The sequence below is a fragment of the Sphingomonas longa genome (assembly GCF_016892685.1).
Lineage (GTDB): Bacteria > Pseudomonadota > Alphaproteobacteria > Sphingomonadales > Sphingomonadaceae > Sphingomonas > Sphingomonas longa.
In genome coordinates, this window is record NZ_JAFEMC010000004.1 from 39,596 (window position 1) to 56,594 (window position 16,999).

The window sequence follows — 16,999 nt, forward strand, 5'->3', positions numbered from 1 at the left end:
GGCATGAAGCGCCGGATGCCCGGCTTCGACCCAGAACGTTTCTTCGACCTCATCAAGGGCGGCCATACCGGCCAGCTCGCGATCGGCTTCCATGCGCAGGGGCCGGGATGGATCGACCTGATCCTGCCCTATGATGCGAAGCTGGTGGGCGATGCGGCCACCGGCATCCTGGCGTCGGGACCGATCGTCGCGCTGATGGATATGGCGACCAGTTCGGCGGTGTGGATCCGGCGCGGCCGGTTCGCGCCGCATGTGACGCTCGACCTGCGCGTCGACTACCTGCGGCCGGCGACGCCAGAGCGCGCGGTGATCGGGCGCGGCGAGTGCTACCGGCTGTCACGGTCGGTCGCGTTCGTGCGCGGGGTCGCCTATCACGATGCTCCGAACGATCCGATTGCGCATGTCGCCGGCACCTTCATGCTGATGGATGCACCCGCCAAGGATGTTCCCTTGCAGGATCAGCGCACATGATCGCGCTTCCCCCCTATGCCGCGACACTCGGCGCGCGCTTGGAACGCGACGAGGCAGGGGCGCCGCTGCTGGTGCTGCCGTTCGGGGAGCCCGTGCTGGGGCGGCCCGGCTTTTTACACGGCGGCGCGATCGCCGGTCTGCTGGAGGTCGCGGCGATCGCCGCGCTGGCGCATGTCCTGGAGGCGGACGGCGGCGGACGGATCAAGCCGATCAACGTCACCGTCGACTACCAGCGCGGCGGGCGCGACCGCGTGACCTATGCCGCAGGCGTCGTCACGCGGCTGGGCAACCGCATCGCCAACGTAGAGGCGACGGCGTGGCAGGACGACCGCGCCAAGCCGATCGCGGCGGCGCGGCTGAATTACCTGATCGAGCGGTGATGTAGCGGGGGGCCATATTGCTGGCTCACCGCCAAGGAGGGGGTCGCGATCCGGAGCCTCCACCGTCATCCCAGCGAAAGCTGGGATCTCAAGCAACGGCGCGATCCGCTCGCCACAAGGAGATGGCAGCTTGCGCCGGGATGACGGGTCAGGAGGAGGGCGAACTTCGCCGGGCTGATTGCGAGGGACTGGGCAGACCTGATGATTGCCCCCCTTCCTACCCCTTCGGCGTCAACCGGATCAGCCGCCCCTGCGACTGACCGCCATCCTCCAGCACATAGATCGCGCCTTCGGGCCCCTGCTCGACCTCACGGATGCGGGCGCCCATCGGAAACTGGTCGCCCTTGGTGGCATTGGTGCCGTTCAGGTCGACGCGCAGAAGGGCCTTGCTTGACAGGCCGCCGATGAACGCATCACCCTTCCATTGTGGAAACAGCGCGCCCGAATAGATCATTAGCCCGCCGGGCGAGATCGACGGGTTCCACCACACTTTGGGCGCTTCGTAACCGTCGCCCGCCTTGTGATCCGGAATGTCGCGACCGTCGTAATGCGACCCGTTCGACGCATTCGGCCAGCCATAGTTGCGACCCGGCTGGATGAGGTTGACCTCGTCGCCGCCCTTCGGCCCCATCTCCTGCTCCCAGAGATTGCCGGCCTTGTCGAACGCGAGCCCGAGCAGGTTGCGGTGCCCATAGCTCCACACTTCCGGCGCGAACCCTTTGGCCGCCAGCGGGTTGCCCGGCGCGGGCTTGCCGTCGACCGTCAGGCGCAGCACCTTGCCGAGCGTGACCTTGGGGTCCTGGGCGGGATCGAACTTCTGCCGCTCGCCATTCGTGAAGAACAGATATTTCCCGTCAGGCGAAAACGCGATGCGGCCGGAGAAATGGCCGCTGCCGTCGACGAACGGACGTGCCTGGAACAGCACCTCGATTTCGCCGAGCCGCTCGCCCCCGCCACCATCGGCGCGCAGACGACCGCGCGCGAGCGTCACGCCCTTGCCCCCCTCTCCCGCCGCCGAGTAGCTTAAATACACGCGCTTGCTGGTCGCGAAGTCGGGCGCGAGAACGACGTCCATCAAGCCGCCCTGCCCGGCGCTGTCGACGGTGATCGTCGCCACCGTCTGCTTCTGCTGGCCATCGGCGGAGACGAGCAGCATCCGGCCGTCCTTTTCCGTTACGAGCAGGCGCTCGTCGGGCAGGAACGTCATCGCCCAGGGCGAGTCGAAGTCGGCGACGACCGTCTCCACGAACGGCTTGGCGGAGGTCGATCCCGAAGCGGGTTCCTGCGCCGAACAGGCGGCGGCGGACGAGAGGAGCAGCGTGGCGGCGAAGAGGCTGTGTCGAAGCACGGATCATCCTGTGACAAGAGCGAAGTCGGCGGGAATACCAGCGACATGGTGTAGCGGTTCCGGTCCGCGGACCAAGGGGCGGCAAAGGGGATTGTGCACCCCTCGTGCTTCCTCTATATCGGCCATGCTTTCTCTACATCGTCGGATGAAGAGGCTGCGGGGCCAAGCTCCGCGGCGCCGAAGCCGCATACCTGTCCGGAGCATGATTTGGCCGATATCGCCGCACTGACCGCCTTGATCGAACCCGAAGCGCAGGCGCTCGGGTTTGCCTTGGTGCGCGTGAAGATGACGGGCGGCAAGTCGGACCCGACGTTGCAGGTGATGGCCGAGCGCCCCGATACGCGCCAGTTGAACATTGATGATTGCTCCGCCCTTTCGCACCGGATCAGCGACCGGCTCGACGAACTGGAAGCCGCCGGCAAGGACCCGATCGCGGAGGCGTACCGGCTGGAGGTGTCGTCGCCCGGCATCGATCGTCCTTTGACCCGGCTCAGCGATTTCGCCGACTGGGCCGGGCACGAGGCGCGCATTCGCCTGACCGAGACGATCGACGGGCGCAAGCAGCTGACCGGCGATCTGGCCGGTGTCGAGGGCGACGCGATCAGCGTCGACCTGGGCCAGCACGGTGTCGTCACGATCCGCTTCGACCAGATCGACAATGCCAAGCTGGTCATGACCGACCGGCTGATCGCCGCCACCGCGCCCCTTTCGATGGAAGGGGCCGACGAATTGGAAGACGCATCGGACGACCAGGAGTCGTCGATGCCAGTAGAGGATAACCACTGATGGCCACGGCCACCGCCAACCGCGCCGAACTGATCGCGATCGCCAACTCGGTCGCGACCGAGAAGATGATTGATCGCGCGATCGTCATCGAGGCGATGGAAGACGCGATCCAGCGCGCGGCCCGTACCCGGTACGGGCAGGAGATGGACATCCGCGCCAAGCTGGACGCGAACTCCGGCGACCTGCGCCTGTGGCGCGTGGTCGAGGTCGTGGAACTGGTGGACGACCTGTACAAGCAGGTCGACGTGAAGGGCGCGCAGAAGCTGAAGCCCGGCGCGGTGGTCGGCGACTTCCTCGTCGATCCGCTGCCCCCGATCGAGTTCGGCCGCATCCAGGCGCAGGCGTCGAAGCAGGTCATCTTCCAGAAGGTCCGCGACGCCGAGCGCGAGCGCCAGTTCGAAGAGTTCAAGGATCGTCAGGGTGAGATCATCACCGGCGTCGTCAAGCGTGTCGAATTCGGCCATGTCGTCGTCGATCTCGGCCGCGCCGAGGGCGTCATCCGCCGCGACCAGCAGATCCCTCGCGAAGTCGTCCGCGTCAACGATCGCATCCGCTCGCTGATCCTGAAGGTCGTGCGCGAGAACCGCGGCCCGCAGATCTTCCTCAGCCGCGCACATCCCGACTTCATGAAGAAGCTGTTCGCGCAGGAAGTGCCCGAGATCTACGACGGCATCATCACGATCCAGGCTGCCGCCCGCGATCCGGGATCGCGCGCCAAGATCGGCGTCATCAGCCGCGACTCGTCAATCGATCCGGTCGGCGCATGCGTCGGCATGAAGGGCAGCCGCGTCCAGGCCGTCGTGCAGGAGATGCAGGGCGAGAAGATCGACATCATTCCCTGGTCGCCCGACATCGCGACCTTCGTCGTCAACGCGCTTCAGCCCGCGAGCGTCAGCCGCGTCGTGATCGACGAGGAGGAGGAGCGGATCGAGGTTGTGGTCCCCGACGACCAGCTGTCGCTGGCGATCGGCCGTCGTGGCCAGAACGTGCGCCTCGCGTCGCAGCTGACCGGCAAGGCGATTGACATCCTGACCGAGGCCGATGCGTCGGAGAAGCGGCAGAAGGAGTTCGTCACGAATTCCGAGCTGTTCCAGAACGAGCTGGACGTCGACGAGACGCTCGCACAGCTGCTGGTGGCCGAAGGCTTCAGCAGCCTCGAAGAGGTCGCGTATGTCGAGCTGGAGGAAATCGCCGGCATTGAAGGCTTCGACGACGATCTGGGTGCGGAGCTTCAGAGCCGTGCGCAGGAAGCGCTCGACCGCCGCGAGCAGGCCAATCGCGAGGAACGGACCGCACTGGGCGTCGAGGACGCGCTGGCGGAAATGCCGTATCTGACCGAGGCGATGCTGGTCACGCTGGGCAAGGCGGGCATCAAGACGCTCGACGATCTCGCCGATCTCGCGACCGACGAACTGGTCGAGAAGAAGCGCGTCGAGCCGCGCCGCCGCAACGAGGACGCGCCGAAGCGGCCGGAGCCGAAGGGCGGCATCCTGGCGCAGTACGGCCTGTCCGACGAACAGGGTAACGAGATCATCATGGCCGCCCGCGCGCACTGGTTCGAGGACGAGGCTCCGGCCGCGGCTTTGGGCGAGGGCGAGGTCGACGCTGAGGTCGAGACGGCAGACGCCGCTCCGGTGGCCGCAGCCGAGGCGGGCGCCGACTCCGACGCCGACTCCGACGCCGGCTCGGACGAGGACAAGACCGCCTGATGCCCGATCGTCGCATCATCGCCGTGGCTCATTCGAGGGAGGACGCGCATGCGGACCCCTCGCAATGAGACCCTGACGAACGCCTCTTCGCGGCCGGACGCGTCCTCGCGAGAGGACGATCCTACCCGCAAGTGTATCCTGAGCCGGGAGCACGACTCGCGCTCTCAGTTGATCCGGCTAGCGCTCGCCCCCGACGGGCGGGTGCTGCCGGACGTGCGCGCCAAGGCCCCCGGCCGCGGTGCGTGGATCGGCGTGGATCGCGCCGAACTGATCGCCAGCTACAATAAGGGTCGCCTGCGCGGTGCGTTGGCGCGGGCATTCAAGACCGGCGAGTTCGAACTGGGCGACGATCTGCCCGCGCTCATAACGTCGGCGCTGGAACGCAATGCGCTCGACCGGCTGGGGCTGGAGGCGCGTGGCGGCATGCTGTTGACCGGGTTCGACCGGATCGAGACGGCGGCGCGCTCCGGCCAGCTTCACGCGCTGTATCATGCAGCCGACTCGGGCCTCGACGGCCGCGCCAAGCTGGCGCAGGCGTGGCGGGTCGGATCGGATCGTGAAGGTTCCGCCCTGAAGGGGTTGGCGTTGCCGGTAGAACGCCCCATATTGTCGTTGGCGCTGGGCCGCGAGAATGTGGTACATATCGGCCTGACCGACCGGCTGGCGGCGAAGCGGGTGAGCGATGCGCTCGGCCGCTGGCTGCATTTCATCGGACCCGAACCCCAACCGGGATCGCCGCAGGACCATCTGCGCGAACCCACGGCCCCTTGCGAAACGGCCTCGCAAGGCGCATCGGCGCACCGCCCGGATGACATCCGGGCCGGGGCGTCACCGGCCGCGACTGTGCACGAGGAATTTGAGTGAGCGACACCGACAACGACAAGCCGAAACTCGGAATGCGCGCGCCTTTGGGGCTGCGACGCACGGTCGAGACCGGCAAGGTGAAGCAGAGCTTCAGCCACGGCCGCTCCAATACGGTGATCGTGGAAACGAAGAAGGCGCGCGTCCTGCGTCGCCCGGGCGATCCCGCGCCCGCTGCCGAGCCGCAGGTAGAGGCCGCCGCATCCGCGCCGGTCGAGGCCGCGCCGGCACCTGCCGCCGCGCCTGCCCCCCGCCCCGCCCCGTCGAACGAGACGGCACAGGAGCGTCAGGCCCGCATGCTGCGCGAGGCCGAGGATCAGCGCATGCACACGCTGGAGGATGCGCGCCGCCGCGAGGACGCCGACCGGGCCCGTGCCGCCGAGGACGAGCGTCGTCGCGCCGAAGAGCGTGCGGCAGCCCTTGCCGCCGCGCCCGTCGTCGAGACGCCGGCTGCCCCGGAGCCCGCTCCGGTCGCAGAAGCCGCGCCTGCGCCGGCTCCCGCCGCCCCCGTCGTGGTGCCGACCCCCGCGGGCCGTGGCTTCCGCCCGGTCGAGCGGCCGGTGCCGCCGACGCCCGAGCCGCAGCCCGAGGCAGCACCGGTCGCCGAAGCAGCCCCTGCTCCCGCGGCACTGGCTCCCGCCCCGACACCGGCCGCTACGCCGGCCCCTGCGCCAGTGCGGGCGGCGCCGACGCCCGCACCTGCCCCCGCGCCTGCGCCGACGATCGAGTTGGCCCGTGATCCGTCGATGCCGGCCCCGCGCCGTTTCTCGCCGGTCGCGCGTCCGGAGATCCCGAAGCCTGCGCCCAAGCCCGTGGAGCAGCCTGCTGCCGCTGCGCCGACGTCCGCTCCCGCGGCATCGGGTGGGTCCGCCCAGCCGCGTGCGTTCACGTCCGGCTCGGCCACGCCGCGCAACAGCGTCCCCAGCCGGCCGACGCAGCGCGATCGCAAGGGTGACGAGCGTCGTGGCGGCAAGCTGACCGTCAACCGCGCATTGGGCGACGACGGTGCGCGTTCGCGCAGCCTCGCCGCGCTGAAGCGCGCGCGCGAGAAGGAGAAGCGTGGCTTCGGCGGCAATCGCGAGCCGCAGGCCAAGCAGGTCCGCGACGTGCAGGTGCCCGACGCCATCACCGTGCAGGAACTCGCCAACCGCATGGCCGAAAAGGGTGCGGATCTGGTCAAGACGCTGTTCAAGATGGGCATGCCCGTCACGATGACGCAGACGATCGACCAGGATACGGCCGAGTTGCTGGTGACCGAATTCGGCCATAACATCGTCCGGGTCAGCGATGCCGACATCGATCTGGTGCTCGACACGACGGAGGACGCCGCCGACACGCTGCGGTCGCGTCCGCCGGTCGTCACGATCATGGGTCACGTCGATCACGGCAAGACGTCGCTGCTCGACGCCCTTCGCGGCACCGACGTGGTCCGCGGCGAGGCGGGTGGCATCACCCAGCATATCGGTGCGTATCAGGTCACGCTGAAGGACAAATCGAAGGTCACGTTCCTCGACACGCCGGGCCATGAAGCGTTCAGCGACATGCGCTCGCGCGGCGCCAACGTCACCGACATCGTCGTGCTGGTGGTGGCTGCGGACGACGGGCTGATGCCGCAGACGATCGAGGCGATCAACCACACCAAGGCGGCCGGCGTGCCGATGATCGTGGCGATCAACAAGATCGACAAGCACGAGGCGAATGCCCAGAAGGTCCGCGAGCGCCTGCTGGAGCATGAGGTCGTCGTCGAGGAGATGGGCGGCGAGACGCAGGACGTCGAAGTGTCCGCGCTGAAGAAGCTCGGCCTCGATACGCTGATCGAGAAGATCCAGCTTCAGGCCGAACTGCTCGAACTGTCCGCCAACCCCGATCGTCCGGGCGAAGGCACCGTGATCGAGGCGAAGCTGGACAAGGGCCGCGGGCCCGTCGCGACGGTGCTCGTCAATCGCGGCACGCTGAAGGTCGGCGACGTGTTCGTCGTCGGCGCGGAGAGCGGCAAGGTCCGGGCGCTGGTCGACGACAAGGGTCGCCAGATCAAGGAAGCCGGGCCGTCGATGCCGGTGGAGGTGCTCGGCCTGTCCGGCGTGCCGTCCGCGGGCGATCCGCTGCAGGTCGTCGAAAACGAGGCGCGCGCCCGCGAGGTCGCGGAGTATCGTCAGGGCGTCATCACGCAGAAGCGCACGACGACCGCTCCCGCCAGCCTGGAGAGCATGTTCTCCGCGCTGAAGGACAAGCAGGCGATCGAGTATCCGCTGGTCGTGAAGGCCGATACGCAAGGGACGGTCGAGGCGATCGTCGGGGCGATCAACAAGATCTCCACCGACGCGATCCGCGCCCGCATCCTGCACTCGGGCGTCGGCGGCATCACCGAGAGTGACGTGACGCTGGCCGGTGCCAGCGGCGCGCCGATCATCGGCTTCAACGTCCGTGCGAATGCGAAGGCGCGAGAGATCGCCGAGCGGCACAAGGTGGCGTTGAAGTACTACGACGTCATCTACGACCTGACCGACGAGATCCGCGCCGGCATGGCGGGCGAACTCGGGCCGGAAGCGTTCGAGACGGTGGTGGGCCGCGCGGAAATCCGCGACGTCTTCTCCGCCGGCAAGCACGGCAAGGCGGCGGGTCTGCTGGTGGTCGACGGTGTCATCCGCAAGGCGCTCAAGGCACGCATTACGCGCAACGACGTCATCATCTACCAGGGTGAGATCGCGTCGCTGCGCCGCTTCAAGGACGATGTCCCTGAAGTGCGTGCGGGTCTGGAGTGCGGCGTGACCTTCACGTCGAACTTCGTGGACATCAAGCCGGGCGACTTCCTGGAGACGTTCGAGGTCGAGATGCGCGAGCGGACGCTGTAAGGCGACGATGCTCGAGGCGCCGATCCCGATCCTGCGCAGCTTCGACGAGGCGCGGACCACGGCGTTCTACATCGACTTCCTCGGGTTCGAGACGGTGTTCGAGCACCGCTTCGAACCCGGGTTGCCGTTGTATCGAGGCGTGCGGCGCGGCGATTGCGTGCTGCACCTGTCGGAACATTACGGCGATGCCACGCCGGGGTCGGCGATCCGTGTTCCCGTCGACGACGTAGTGGCATTCGCCGCGGACCTGCTCGCCAAGCATCACGGCAATGCGCGACCCGGCGTTCCGGGCGAGACGCCGTGGGGTACGCGCGAGATCACGATCACCGATCCGGCGAGCAATCGCCTGACCTTCTACACGCCCACCACTTTCTACGAGGCGGTGTCAGCACCGCAGGACCAACACGATGCGTAAGGACGAAGCCGCTCCCGAAAAGTCCGTTCGCGTTCTGCGCGTGGGGGAACAGGTGCGCCACGTCCTGTCCGAAATCCTCGCCCGCGGCGACGTGCACGACGATGTGCTGGCCAAGCACGTCGTGTCGATCACGGAGGTGCGCATGTCCCCCGACCTTCGCCACGCGACGGTGTTCGTGAAGCCGCTGCTCGGCAAGGACGAGGAGGCGGTGCTGAAGGCACTGCGCACCAACACGGCGTACCTCCAGCGCGAAGTCGCAGCCCGCGTGCAGAACAAATACGCGGCCAAGCTCAAATTCCTGGCGGATGAAAGCTTTGACGAGGGCAGCCATATCGACGCGCTGCTCCGTCAGCCGACCGTCGCGCGAGACCTGATCGAGGATTGACGCAGGCACCGGTAAGACGCATCTTACCGGTATGAACGCGCAGACAATCATCTCTGGAAAAGGTCAGGTCGTCATCCCCAAGGATGTTCGCGACCGTCTGCATCTCTCGCCCGGCGACCGGCTCGACGTGATCGAGCGACCGGACGGCGTGCTCTTGCGACGCCGTCCGGCTGGGCTGAAAGAACCGTTCGATGTGGTTACGGCGCGAATCCGCGCGCGCGTCCGGTATGATGGTCCGCCTGTTCCGCTCGAAGACATGAGCGCATCAATTGCAAAGATGTGGGCGAATGGCGGACCGGACTGGGACCGGTGAAAGCAGTCGATACCAACATCATCGTCCGCTACGTGACGCAGGATGATCCCGTGCAATCGCCCTTTGCCGAGCATTTTCTACTAACCCAGGATTGCTTCATCGCCGACACCGTCCTTCTCGAGACAGCGTGGGTCCTGCGCTCAAGTTACCGGATGCCACGCAGCGACCTTGCGGCCACGCTAAAGGACGTTCTGCGCCTCCCCTCCGTTTCTGTCATGAACCGCGACTTGACCGAATGGGCGATCGACCGGTTTGCGGCGGGAGCCGATTTTGCGGACATGATGCACATCCTCGGCGGACGCGACACCGACGGCTTCGTCAGCTTCGAGGCAAAACTGGCCAGTCTCGCCGGGTCATCGTCCCCCATCCCCGTCGAAACCCTCGGCTGACATGGCCAAGCTGTATTTCTACTACGCGTCGATGAACGCGGGGAAGTCGACCAACCTGCTCCAGGCCGACTTCAACTATCGTGAGCGCGGGATGGCGACGATGCTGTTCACCGCGGCGATCGACGACCGGTTCGCACGGGGTACGATCACGTCGCGGATCGGCCTGACCCAGCCGGCAACGGCGTTCGACGCGCTGACCGACATCGAGGCGTGCGTACTCTCCCGGCATGCAGCGGAGCGGATCGCCTGCACCCTCGTCGACGAGGCGCAGTTCCTGACCGCCGGGCAGGTCGACCAGCTCGCCCGGCTGGCGGACGTCCACGATATTCCCGTGCTCGCCTACGGCCTGCGCACAGACTTTCAGGCGCGCCTGTTCGAGGGCTCGGCGCGGTTACTCGCGCTGGCGGACTCGCTGGTCGAGATCAAGTCGGTCTGCCAGTGTGGGCGGAAGGCGACGATGAACCTGCGCGTCGATCACGAAGGCCGTCCCGTCGCGGAAGGTCGCCAGACCGAGATCGGCGGCAACGACCGCTACGTCGCTTTATGCCGCCGCCATTACTGCGCCGCACTCGCCGGAACGGAGCCTGTCAGCGCCGGTTAAGCGGCTACCAAATAAGGAGAAACTTATGCTTCTTCCGATCCTCGCCGCCGCCCTGATCCAGACCGCCACAGCCGCGGCGCCCCCCGAAAAGGAAACCGTCATCAGCTTTGCCGGCAACGGCGGTCTGCGGGATTGGGAGTTCGGCCCGACCCGCGACGTTCTGCTGGTCCGGGACCGCACGGAGCATTGGTACCGCGTGACCACGACCGGCCCCTGCCCCCATATCGGCAATCTCGACACGCTGAGCTATACGACCGACAGCAACGGCACGTTCGACCGCTTCTCGCGCATCCGCTTCCTCCGCTATCCGAACGTCACCTGCGGCGTGAAGAGTATCGTCGCCACCGTCGCGCCCCCGTCGAAGGGTGGAAAGCGCGTCGCGAAGCGCTGACGTTTGCGCCCGCGTCGGGTAGAGGCGCGGCGATGCACGGATGGATCATACTCGACAAGCCGCTGGGGCTCGGCTCCACGCAGGGCGTCAGCGCGGTGAAGCGCGCCCTGCGACAAGGCGGCTACGGCAAGTTCAAGGTCGGCCATGGCGGCACGCTCGATCCGCTCGCCACGGGCGTGCTGCCGATCGCTGTCGGCGAGGCGACGAAGCTGGCCGGCCGCTTGCTCGACGGCGACAAGATCTATGCCTTCACGATCCGTTTCGGCGAGCAGACCGACACGCTGGACGCCGAGGGCGTGGTGATCGCGACTTCGCCGGTCCGGCCGACGGCGACGGCGCTGGAGGCGGCGCTGGCACGTTTCACCGGCTCCATCGAGCAGGTGCCGCCGGCTTATTCCGCGCTGAAGATCGACGGCGAGCGCGCCTACGACCTCGCGAGGGCGGGCGAGGAGGTGGTGCTGGCCAGCCGCGATGTGACGATCCATTCGCTGAAATCCTCCCCGGCACGGGGAGGGGGACCAGCGACGCTGGTTGAGGGGGAGCCGCAAGCAGCGCCGCTCGTGACCGCCCCTCCATCCCGCCCTGCGGGTGCGCCACCGCCCCGTATCGCGGAGGAACTGGAAGAAGCCACCCTCGTCGCCCATGTCTCCAAGGGCACCTATATCCGCAGTCTCGCACGGGACATCGCGCTGGCGCTCGGCACGGTCGGGCACGTGACCATGCTGCGGCGCACGAAGGCCGGTCCGTTCGACCTGGTGCAGGCGATATCGCTGGACAAACTGGACGAACTCGGGCAGGCGCGCGCCCTTGAACAGATACTCCTGCCGTTGAGGGCGGGGCTGGACGACATCCCGGCTTTTTCCCTCACCCCCGACCAGGCAGGGGCGCTCCGACAGGGGCGTGTACTGGCCGGGATCGCAGCCACCGACGGCGCGGCCTTTGCGATGCTCGACGATGTGCCCGTGGCGCTGGTCGATGTGCTCGCAGGAGAGGTGCGGGTCGTCAGGGGCTTCAACGTGACGATGTCGAAGGAAGATTCATGACGATTACCGCAGAGCGCAAGACCGAACTCGTCAAGGAGCATGCGCGCCAGGACGGCGACACCGGCTCCCCCGAGGTGCAGGTCGCGATCCTGACTGAGCGTATCCGCAACCTGACCGAGCATTTCAAGGATCACAAGAAGGACAACCACTCGCGTCGTGGCCTTCTGATGCTCGTCAACAAGCGTCGCTCGCTGCTCGACTACCTCCGCCACAAGGATGGCGACCGGTATCTGGCACTGATCGCGAAGCTCGGCCTTCGCAAGTAATTCGGAAGGGCGGCCTGCGGGTCGCCCTTCTCGTATCGGCCAGCCCGCAATCCGGTGGCGCTGGCGCGGGGGCGACAACTCGCCCCACACCGCCGCGGACCGGCTAAGTCCGCACATAGGCCCCCGTCGCATCTGGCGTCGGGAGTGAAGGAAACGATATGTTCGATACCAAGACCGTGACCACCCAATGGGGCGGCAAGACGCTGACGCTGGAAACGGGCCGCGTCGCCCGCCAGGCCGATGGCGCGGTGCTCGCGACGCTCGGCGAAACCGTCGTGCTGTGCGCGGTGACCGCCGCCAAGTCGGTGAAGGAGGGGCAGGATTTCTTCCCGCTCACCGTCCATTATCAGGAGAAGTATTCGGCCGCGGGTCGCATCCCCGGCGGCTTCTTCAAGCGTGAGCGTGGCGCGACCGAAAAGGAAACGCTAACCAGCCGCCTGATCGATCGTCCGATCCGCCCGCTGTTCCCGGAAGAGTTCCTCAACGAGATCAACGTGATCTGTCAGGTGCTCAGCTATGACGGCGAGAACGAGCCGGACATCCTCGCGATGGTCGCGGCGTCCGCGGCGCTGACGATTTCCGGCGTGCCGTTCATGGGCCCGATCGGTGCGGCGCGCGTCGGCTATGTCGAGGGCGAGTACGTCCTGAACCCGACGATCGATCAGGTGAAGTCGGGCGAGCTCGACCTCGTCGTCGCCGCTACGCACGACGCGGTGATGATGGTCGAATCCGAAGCGAAGGAGCTGTCGGAAGAGGTCATGCTGGGCGCGGTGATGTTCGCGCACAAGGCGTCGCAGCAGGTGATCGACGCGATCATCGACCTCGCCGAGCAGGCCGCCAAGGAGCCTTGGGAGCTGAAGGCCGGCGTCGACGCTAAGGCCGTCAAGGCCAAGCTGAAGGCGATCATCGGCAACGACCTGACCGCCGCGTACAAGCTGCGCGACAAGCAGGCGCGCCAGACCGCGATCAACGAGGCGCGCACCAAGGCGCGCACGGAGCTGGAGGGTCTGAAGCACGAGAACCCGGCCGAGTATCTCGCGTCGCTGAAGCTGGTGAAGAAGCTGGAGGCGGACATCGTCCGCGGCGCCATCCTGAAGGACGGCGTGCGGATCGACGGTCGCACCACCACCCAGATCCGTCCGATCGAGGCGATGGTCCACTTCCTGCCTCGCGCGCATGGTTCGGCGCTGTTCACCCGCGGCGAGACGCAGTCGATCTGCACCACGACGCTGGGCACCCGCGATGCGGAGCAGATGATCGACGGCCTGAACGGGCTGAACTACGAGCACTTCATGCTCCACTACAACTTCCCGCCCTATTCGGTCGGTGAAGTCGGCCGCTTCGGCGCGCCGGGCCGTCGCGAAGTCGGCCATGGCAAGCTGGCGTGGCGCGCGCTGCACCCGGTGCTGCCGACGAAGGAGGAGTTCCCGTACACGATCCGCGTCCTGTCCGACATCACCGAGTCGAACGGCTCGTCGTCGATGGCAACGGTGTGCGGCGGTTCGCTGTCGATGATGGATGCCGGCGTGCCGCTGAAGCGCCCGGTGTCGGGCATCGCGATGGGCCTGATCCTGGAGGGCAAGGACTTCGCCGTCCTGTCCGACATCCTGGGCGACGAGGATCACCTCGGCGACATGGACTTCAAGGTGGCCGGTACGTCGGAGGGCATCACGTCCCTTCAGATGGACATCAAGATCGCCGGCATCACCGAGGAGATCATGAAGGTCGCGCTTGCGCAGGCGCATGAGGGCCGCGCCCACATCCTCGGCGAAATGGCGAAGGCGCTCGATTCGACCCGTTCGGAACTGTCGGCGCACGCACCGCGTATCGAGAGCTTCACGATCGACAAGTCGAAGATCCGCGAAGTCATCGGCACCGGCGGCAAGGTGATCCGCGAGATCGTCGCCACCACCGGCGCGAAGGTCGATATCGACGACGAGGGCGTCATCAAGGTGTCGTCGTCCGATCCGGCGCAGATCGAAGCCGCGATCAAGTGGATCAAGGGCCTGGTCGAAGAGGCCGAGGTCGGCAAGATCTACGACGGCAAGGTCGTCAACCTCGTCGATTTCGGGGCGTTCGTGAACTTCATGGGCGGCAAGGACGGTCTCGTCCATGTGTCCGAGATCAAGAACGAGCGCGTTGAGAAGGTCGCCGACGTCCTGTCCGAGGGGCAGGACGTGAAGGTCAAGGTCCTCGAGATCGATCCGCGCGGCAAGGTTCGCCTGTCCATGCGCGTCGTCGATCAGGAAACCGGTGCCGAGCTGGAGGACACGCGTCCGGCCCGCGAGCCCCGTGAGGGCGGCGATCGTGGTCCCCGCGGTCCGCGCAGCGGCGGTGGCGACCGTGACGGTGGCCGTGATGGCGGCCGTGGCGGCGACCGCGGCCCGCGCGGCGGCGGCGAAGGTGGCGGCCGTGGCGGCCCGCGTCGCGATCGTGGCGATCGTGGCCCCCGCAGCGACGGTGGCGGCGACCGCGCACCCCGCAGCGGCGGCAACGATGCCAATGACGATCGCGGCCCCGCGCCCGAGTTCGCGCCAGCCTTCCTGACCGGCGATCGCGACTGATCCTCGTCTTGGAATGACGAAAAGGGGCTCGGGCGACCGGGCCCCTTTTTTTTATTGGCGACCGCGTGGAGCCACCAACGCCCGCCGCGCTACGGTCGTGCTGTGACCTTGCGTGCGGCCCAGACCCCGAAAGCTACCCCGAACAGGGCGAACGCCGCCGTCAGGGCCAGCGCCCCCATCACCAGACGCTGATCCTGTGCGTACGCCGCAAAGATATTGAAGCCCGTCACCAGGGCGGAGCCGGTCCACAGGATCGCCGCTCGCCGCATCACCAGTATGTTCGCCTCTTGCATGTCGGCCTCCTCTTCGGACGCCGAGCGTCGCATCGACGACGGACGCTGGCAAGTGCCGCCCGACGCCGCGGTGAACGGTGCGGACCCGGAGCCGCTTCAAGCATTTACCGGCAGGGCTTGACCAAAGATGACGGAGTTGTCATCTATGTCCTGTGTACGCCCCCGCGACATATTTGCGCTTCCGCAACCACGCCGGCCAACTCGCCGCGCGCCTGTAGCCCGGGCTCGGGCATCCGGTCCGAGTCCGGGACTTATTCGATCTGACGATCCACGGTCGCGCTCTTGCGCCCGTGTTCTCGAATAAGCGGATAACGCACCATGTCTGACGATAACGCATCGGCGATGGATCGCCGATCGGAGCCCATTGCCCCCGCCGGCTCCACCGCAACCACCGAACCGCACCTGATCATGCGGCCGGAGAGCTTCTTCTCCCACCGGTTCCACCTTCACATCGAGGACGTGGAACACCCACAACCGCCCAGTGCCCGCCCGACTGCCCGCCCCGATGCTCGGCCGCGTGCCCACGCCACCGGCCTGGAACGTCTGATCGATCTCAACCTCTTGCTGATGATCCTGCTGATCGGCGTTCCCGTACTCGTCTACTGCATACTGGCGGCGGCGACGTAAGCCGTGCCCTGGAGGGAGGGTGCGTCGAAGCGCACCCCGGACGTGTTCCGGGTCCATTACGCGGCTTTCGGCCCGACAAGTAGGCGAAACTCCGGGTTATCCGCGCGGTGCCACCCGGAACGAGCAGGTAATTATCCCCTTCGAACAGGCACGGGACATCCCATGTGCTCCCGCGAAGGCAGGAGCTCAGTGGTGAGTCCCCGCCACCGCGGAGACATAAGATCGGTACGTGTCTCGAAGGGATAAGTCGCGAACGAGTCCGGGGTGACGGTGAGTAGACGGCGAAAGCTCATCGTCGACCCACCCCAGCGCGAGCGGGTCGCAAGCCCGGTAGTACAAGGGGGAAGTGGGGAGCTTCTGTTGCCCGGTGCTCCCCGTACCGCTGGATTCCCCTTCTGTTGCCCGGTGGGGTCCAACCGCGCTATTTTGGAGTAACCTTAGGCCGTGAGGCCCTCAGTTACGCCGCAATCGCGAGTGCTTCGTTATCGTTGGCACTTGTGTAATGGGCCGTTACGGTGGTCCCATTCCGAGCGAAGAGCAGCGTTTTTCAACACACGTCGATCCTAGTTCGGCCCCGTCAGTTACGCCGTCCCGCCACCCGCCGAAACGGTTGCAGATCGGCGTAAATGGTGGAGCCGCCGGGTACCGCCCCCGGGTCCGCTGCATCTATTGCGCGCCGCCTTTTATCGCCATAGCCGGGTAAACCCGGCAGCCACGGATGTAGGTAGTCGCGCGCATCGACGCAACGTCTTTCACGACATCGGGTCCGGGGCCTTCCGCTTGCCACAATGCGGGTCCATAGCGGCCCGATCATGTTGACCCAGCGTTCCCGTTATGCCCTGCGCGCCATGCTGTTTCTGGCACGCGCGCCGGCCCAGAGCCCGCCCATTCCGATGACCCGGATCGCGGCGGAGGCGAACGTCCCGCGCAAGTTTCTGGAACTGATCTTCGCCGACCTCCGCGATGCCGGACTGGTGCACAGCCACCGTGGCAAGCTCGGCGGCTATTGCCTGTCCCGCCCGTCGCACCTGATCTCGCTCGGCGACATCATTCGCGTGATCGAAGGACCGCTGGCGCTGGTCCCCTGCGTCAGCCGCACCGCCTATCGTCGCTGTGCAGACTGCGCCGACGAGGCCGCCTGCGCGATCCGCCATGCGATGATGCGCGTCCGCGACGAAACCGCTCGCATCCTCGACGGCACCAGCCTCGCCGACGCCACCGCCGAGGACCTGGTCGCGGCGTAAGCCGGATGCCGATCCCGGCCTGTCATGCCGGCGCGAACCCATTCCGGAACGTCATGGCAGC

The 16,999-nt window shown here is 66.8% G+C and carries 19 protein-coding genes and 1 other RNA gene; 17 read left to right on the forward strand and 3 right to left on the reverse strand.

Going from position 1 to position 16,999, the window contains the following annotated elements; all coding sequences use genetic code 11:
- Positions 1-3: 3 nt before the first annotated feature.
- Both ILT43_RS13530 and ILT43_RS13535 read left to right on the forward strand, forming a co-directional pair.
- On the forward strand, positions 4-471 hold the full coding sequence (locus ILT43_RS13530; RefSeq protein WP_204199509.1) for a PaaI family thioesterase: 468 nt from the start codon (positions 4-6) through the stop codon (positions 469-471).
- Positions 468-851 (forward strand): PaaI family thioesterase, encoded by a 384-nt coding sequence (locus ILT43_RS13535; protein WP_204199510.1) that lies wholly within the window; start codon positions 468-470, stop codon positions 849-851. Before ILT43_RS13530 ends, ILT43_RS13535 begins: the two co-directional genes overlap by 4 nt.
- 217 nt (positions 852-1,068) lie before the next feature.
- Here the strand turns inward: ILT43_RS13535 and ILT43_RS13540 are convergent, their stop codons facing one another.
- Positions 1,069-2,199 carry a PQQ-dependent sugar dehydrogenase gene (locus ILT43_RS13540; protein ID WP_204199511.1) on the reverse strand — a complete coding sequence of 377 codons (1,131 nt, stop codon included), beginning with the start codon at positions 2,197-2,199 and terminating at the stop codon, positions 1,069-1,071.
- 207 nt (positions 2,200-2,406) lie between these two features.
- On the opposite strand from ILT43_RS13540, the gene rimP reads away from it, so the two are divergent.
- The 13 genes from rimP to pnp all read left to right on the forward strand — a co-directional run bounded on the left by rimP (position 2,407) and on the right by pnp (position 14,774).
- Positions 2,407-2,985, forward strand: a complete 579-nt coding sequence (rimP, locus tag ILT43_RS13545) for a ribosome maturation protein RimP (protein WP_204199512.1) — start codon at positions 2,407-2,409, stop codon at positions 2,983-2,985.
- A complete protein-coding gene (gene nusA / locus ILT43_RS13550) occupies positions 2,985-4,694 on the forward strand; it encodes a transcription termination factor NusA (RefSeq protein ID WP_204199513.1) in 1,710 nt (569 codons plus the stop codon). The genes rimP and nusA overlap by 1 nt, the downstream gene beginning before the upstream one ends.
- Positions 4,695-4,742: 48 nt before the next feature.
- Positions 4,743-5,558 (forward strand): DUF448 domain-containing protein, encoded by an 816-nt coding sequence (locus ILT43_RS13555; RefSeq protein ID WP_204199514.1) that lies wholly within the window; start codon positions 4,743-4,745, stop codon positions 5,556-5,558.
- On the forward strand, positions 5,555-8,407 hold the full coding sequence (gene infB / locus ILT43_RS13560) for a translation initiation factor IF-2 (RefSeq protein ID WP_204199515.1): 2,853 nt from the start codon (positions 5,555-5,557) through the stop codon (positions 8,405-8,407). The genes ILT43_RS13555 and infB overlap by 4 nt, the downstream gene beginning before the upstream one ends.
- Before the next feature lie 7 nt (positions 8,408-8,414).
- Positions 8,415-8,822 (forward strand): glyoxalase superfamily protein, encoded by a 408-nt coding sequence (locus tag ILT43_RS13565; RefSeq protein ID WP_204199516.1) that lies wholly within the window; start codon positions 8,415-8,417, stop codon positions 8,820-8,822.
- Positions 8,815-9,207 carry a 30S ribosome-binding factor RbfA gene (gene rbfA, locus ILT43_RS13570; protein ID WP_204199517.1) on the forward strand — a complete coding sequence of 131 codons (393 nt, stop codon included), beginning with the start codon at positions 8,815-8,817 and terminating at the stop codon, positions 9,205-9,207. Before ILT43_RS13565 ends, rbfA begins: the two co-directional genes overlap by 8 nt.
- Before the next feature lie 31 nt (positions 9,208-9,238).
- Positions 9,239-9,520: an AbrB/MazE/SpoVT family DNA-binding domain-containing protein gene (locus ILT43_RS13575; protein ID WP_204199518.1), complete on the forward strand. Its 282-nt coding sequence runs from the start codon at positions 9,239-9,241 to the stop codon at positions 9,518-9,520.
- Positions 9,517-9,909 (forward strand): type II toxin-antitoxin system VapC family toxin, encoded by a 393-nt coding sequence (locus tag ILT43_RS13580; RefSeq protein WP_204199519.1) that lies wholly within the window; start codon positions 9,517-9,519, stop codon positions 9,907-9,909. Before ILT43_RS13575 ends, ILT43_RS13580 begins: the two co-directional genes overlap by 4 nt.
- Position 9,910: 1 nt before the next feature.
- Entirely contained in the window at positions 9,911-10,510 is a 600-nt protein-coding gene (locus tag ILT43_RS13585) for a thymidine kinase (RefSeq protein ID WP_204199520.1), read from the forward strand.
- Positions 10,511-10,535: 25 nt separating this feature from the next.
- The gene (locus ILT43_RS13590) at positions 10,536-10,901 is read left to right on the forward strand and encodes a DUF6491 family protein (protein ID WP_204199521.1); all 366 of its coding nucleotides are present in this window, start codon (positions 10,536-10,538) and stop codon (positions 10,899-10,901) included.
- A gap of 32 nt (positions 10,902-10,933) precedes the next feature.
- Entirely contained in the window at positions 10,934-11,944 is a 1,011-nt protein-coding gene (gene truB, locus ILT43_RS13595) for a tRNA pseudouridine(55) synthase TruB (protein ID WP_204199522.1), read from the forward strand.
- Entirely contained in the window at positions 11,941-12,210 is a 270-nt protein-coding gene (gene rpsO / locus ILT43_RS13600; protein ID WP_055841353.1) for a 30S ribosomal protein S15, read from the forward strand. Before truB ends, rpsO begins: the two co-directional genes overlap by 4 nt.
- A gap of 158 nt (positions 12,211-12,368) precedes the next feature.
- On the forward strand, positions 12,369-14,774 hold the full coding sequence (gene pnp, locus ILT43_RS13605; RefSeq protein ID WP_204199523.1) for a polyribonucleotide nucleotidyltransferase: 2,406 nt from the start codon (positions 12,369-12,371) through the stop codon (positions 14,772-14,774).
- 89 nt (positions 14,775-14,863) lie between these two features.
- On the opposite strand, the gene ILT43_RS13610 is transcribed toward pnp, so the two are convergent.
- Positions 14,864-15,067, reverse strand: a complete 204-nt coding sequence (locus ILT43_RS13610; RefSeq protein WP_204199524.1) for a hypothetical protein — start codon at positions 15,065-15,067, stop codon at positions 14,864-14,866.
- A gap of 318 nt (positions 15,068-15,385) precedes the next feature.
- On the opposite strand from ILT43_RS13610, the gene ILT43_RS13615 reads away from it, so the two are divergent.
- Positions 15,386-15,694: a hypothetical protein gene (locus tag ILT43_RS13615; protein WP_204199525.1), complete on the forward strand. Its 309-nt coding sequence runs from the start codon at positions 15,386-15,388 to the stop codon at positions 15,692-15,694.
- A 383-nt stretch (positions 15,695-16,077) separates the two neighbouring features.
- Here ILT43_RS13615 and ssrA read toward each other — a convergent pair.
- Positions 16,078-16,444, reverse strand: a transfer-messenger RNA (tmRNA) gene (gene ssrA / locus ILT43_RS13620).
- 62 nt (positions 16,445-16,506) lie between these two features.
- Between ssrA and ILT43_RS13625 the strand changes: the two genes are divergently transcribed.
- On the forward strand, positions 16,507-16,938 hold the full coding sequence (locus tag ILT43_RS13625; protein WP_204199526.1) for an RrF2 family transcriptional regulator: 432 nt from the start codon (positions 16,507-16,509) through the stop codon (positions 16,936-16,938).
- The last annotated feature ends 61 nt before the right edge of the window (positions 16,939-16,999 follow it).

Excerpts from the sequence above, each read along its gene's own strand:
- ILT43_RS13615 (WP_204199525.1), top strand. The coding sequence starts at position 15,386 with ATGTCTGACGATAACGCATCGGCGATGGATCGCCGATCGGAGCCCATT.
- truB (WP_204199522.1), top strand. The coding sequence starts at position 10,934 with ATGCACGGATGGATCATACTCGACAAGCCGCTGGGGCTCGGCTCCACG.
- rpsO (WP_055841353.1), top strand. The coding sequence starts at position 11,941 with ATGACGATTACCGCAGAGCGCAAGACCGAACTCGTCAAGGAGCATGCG.
- nusA (WP_204199513.1), top strand. The coding sequence starts at position 2,985 with ATGGCCACGGCCACCGCCAACCGCGCCGAACTGATCGCGATCGCCAAC.
- pnp (WP_204199523.1), top strand. The coding sequence starts at position 12,369 with ATGTTCGATACCAAGACCGTGACCACCCAATGGGGCGGCAAGACGCTG.
- rbfA (WP_204199517.1), top strand. The coding sequence starts at position 8,815 with ATGCGTAAGGACGAAGCCGCTCCCGAAAAGTCCGTTCGCGTTCTGCGC.
- ILT43_RS13575 (WP_204199518.1), top strand. The coding sequence starts at position 9,239 with ATGAACGCGCAGACAATCATCTCTGGAAAAGGTCAGGTCGTCATCCCC.
- ILT43_RS13625 (WP_204199526.1), top strand. The coding sequence starts at position 16,507 with ATGTTGACCCAGCGTTCCCGTTATGCCCTGCGCGCCATGCTGTTTCTG.
- ILT43_RS13555 (WP_204199514.1), top strand. The coding sequence starts at position 4,743 with ATGCGGACCCCTCGCAATGAGACCCTGACGAACGCCTCTTCGCGGCCG.
- ILT43_RS13535 (WP_204199510.1), top strand. The coding sequence starts at position 468 with ATGATCGCGCTTCCCCCCTATGCCGCGACACTCGGCGCGCGCTTGGAA.
- ILT43_RS13530 (WP_204199509.1), top strand. The coding sequence starts at position 4 with ATGAAGCGCCGGATGCCCGGCTTCGACCCAGAACGTTTCTTCGACCTC.
- ILT43_RS13610 (WP_204199524.1), bottom strand. The coding sequence starts at position 15,067 with ATGCAAGAGGCGAACATACTGGTGATGCGGCGAGCGGCGATCCTGTGG.
- ILT43_RS13590 (WP_204199521.1), top strand. The coding sequence starts at position 10,536 with ATGCTTCTTCCGATCCTCGCCGCCGCCCTGATCCAGACCGCCACAGCC.
- ILT43_RS13585 (WP_204199520.1), top strand. The coding sequence starts at position 9,911 with ATGGCCAAGCTGTATTTCTACTACGCGTCGATGAACGCGGGGAAGTCG.
- ILT43_RS13565 (WP_204199516.1), top strand. The coding sequence starts at position 8,415 with ATGCTCGAGGCGCCGATCCCGATCCTGCGCAGCTTCGACGAGGCGCGG.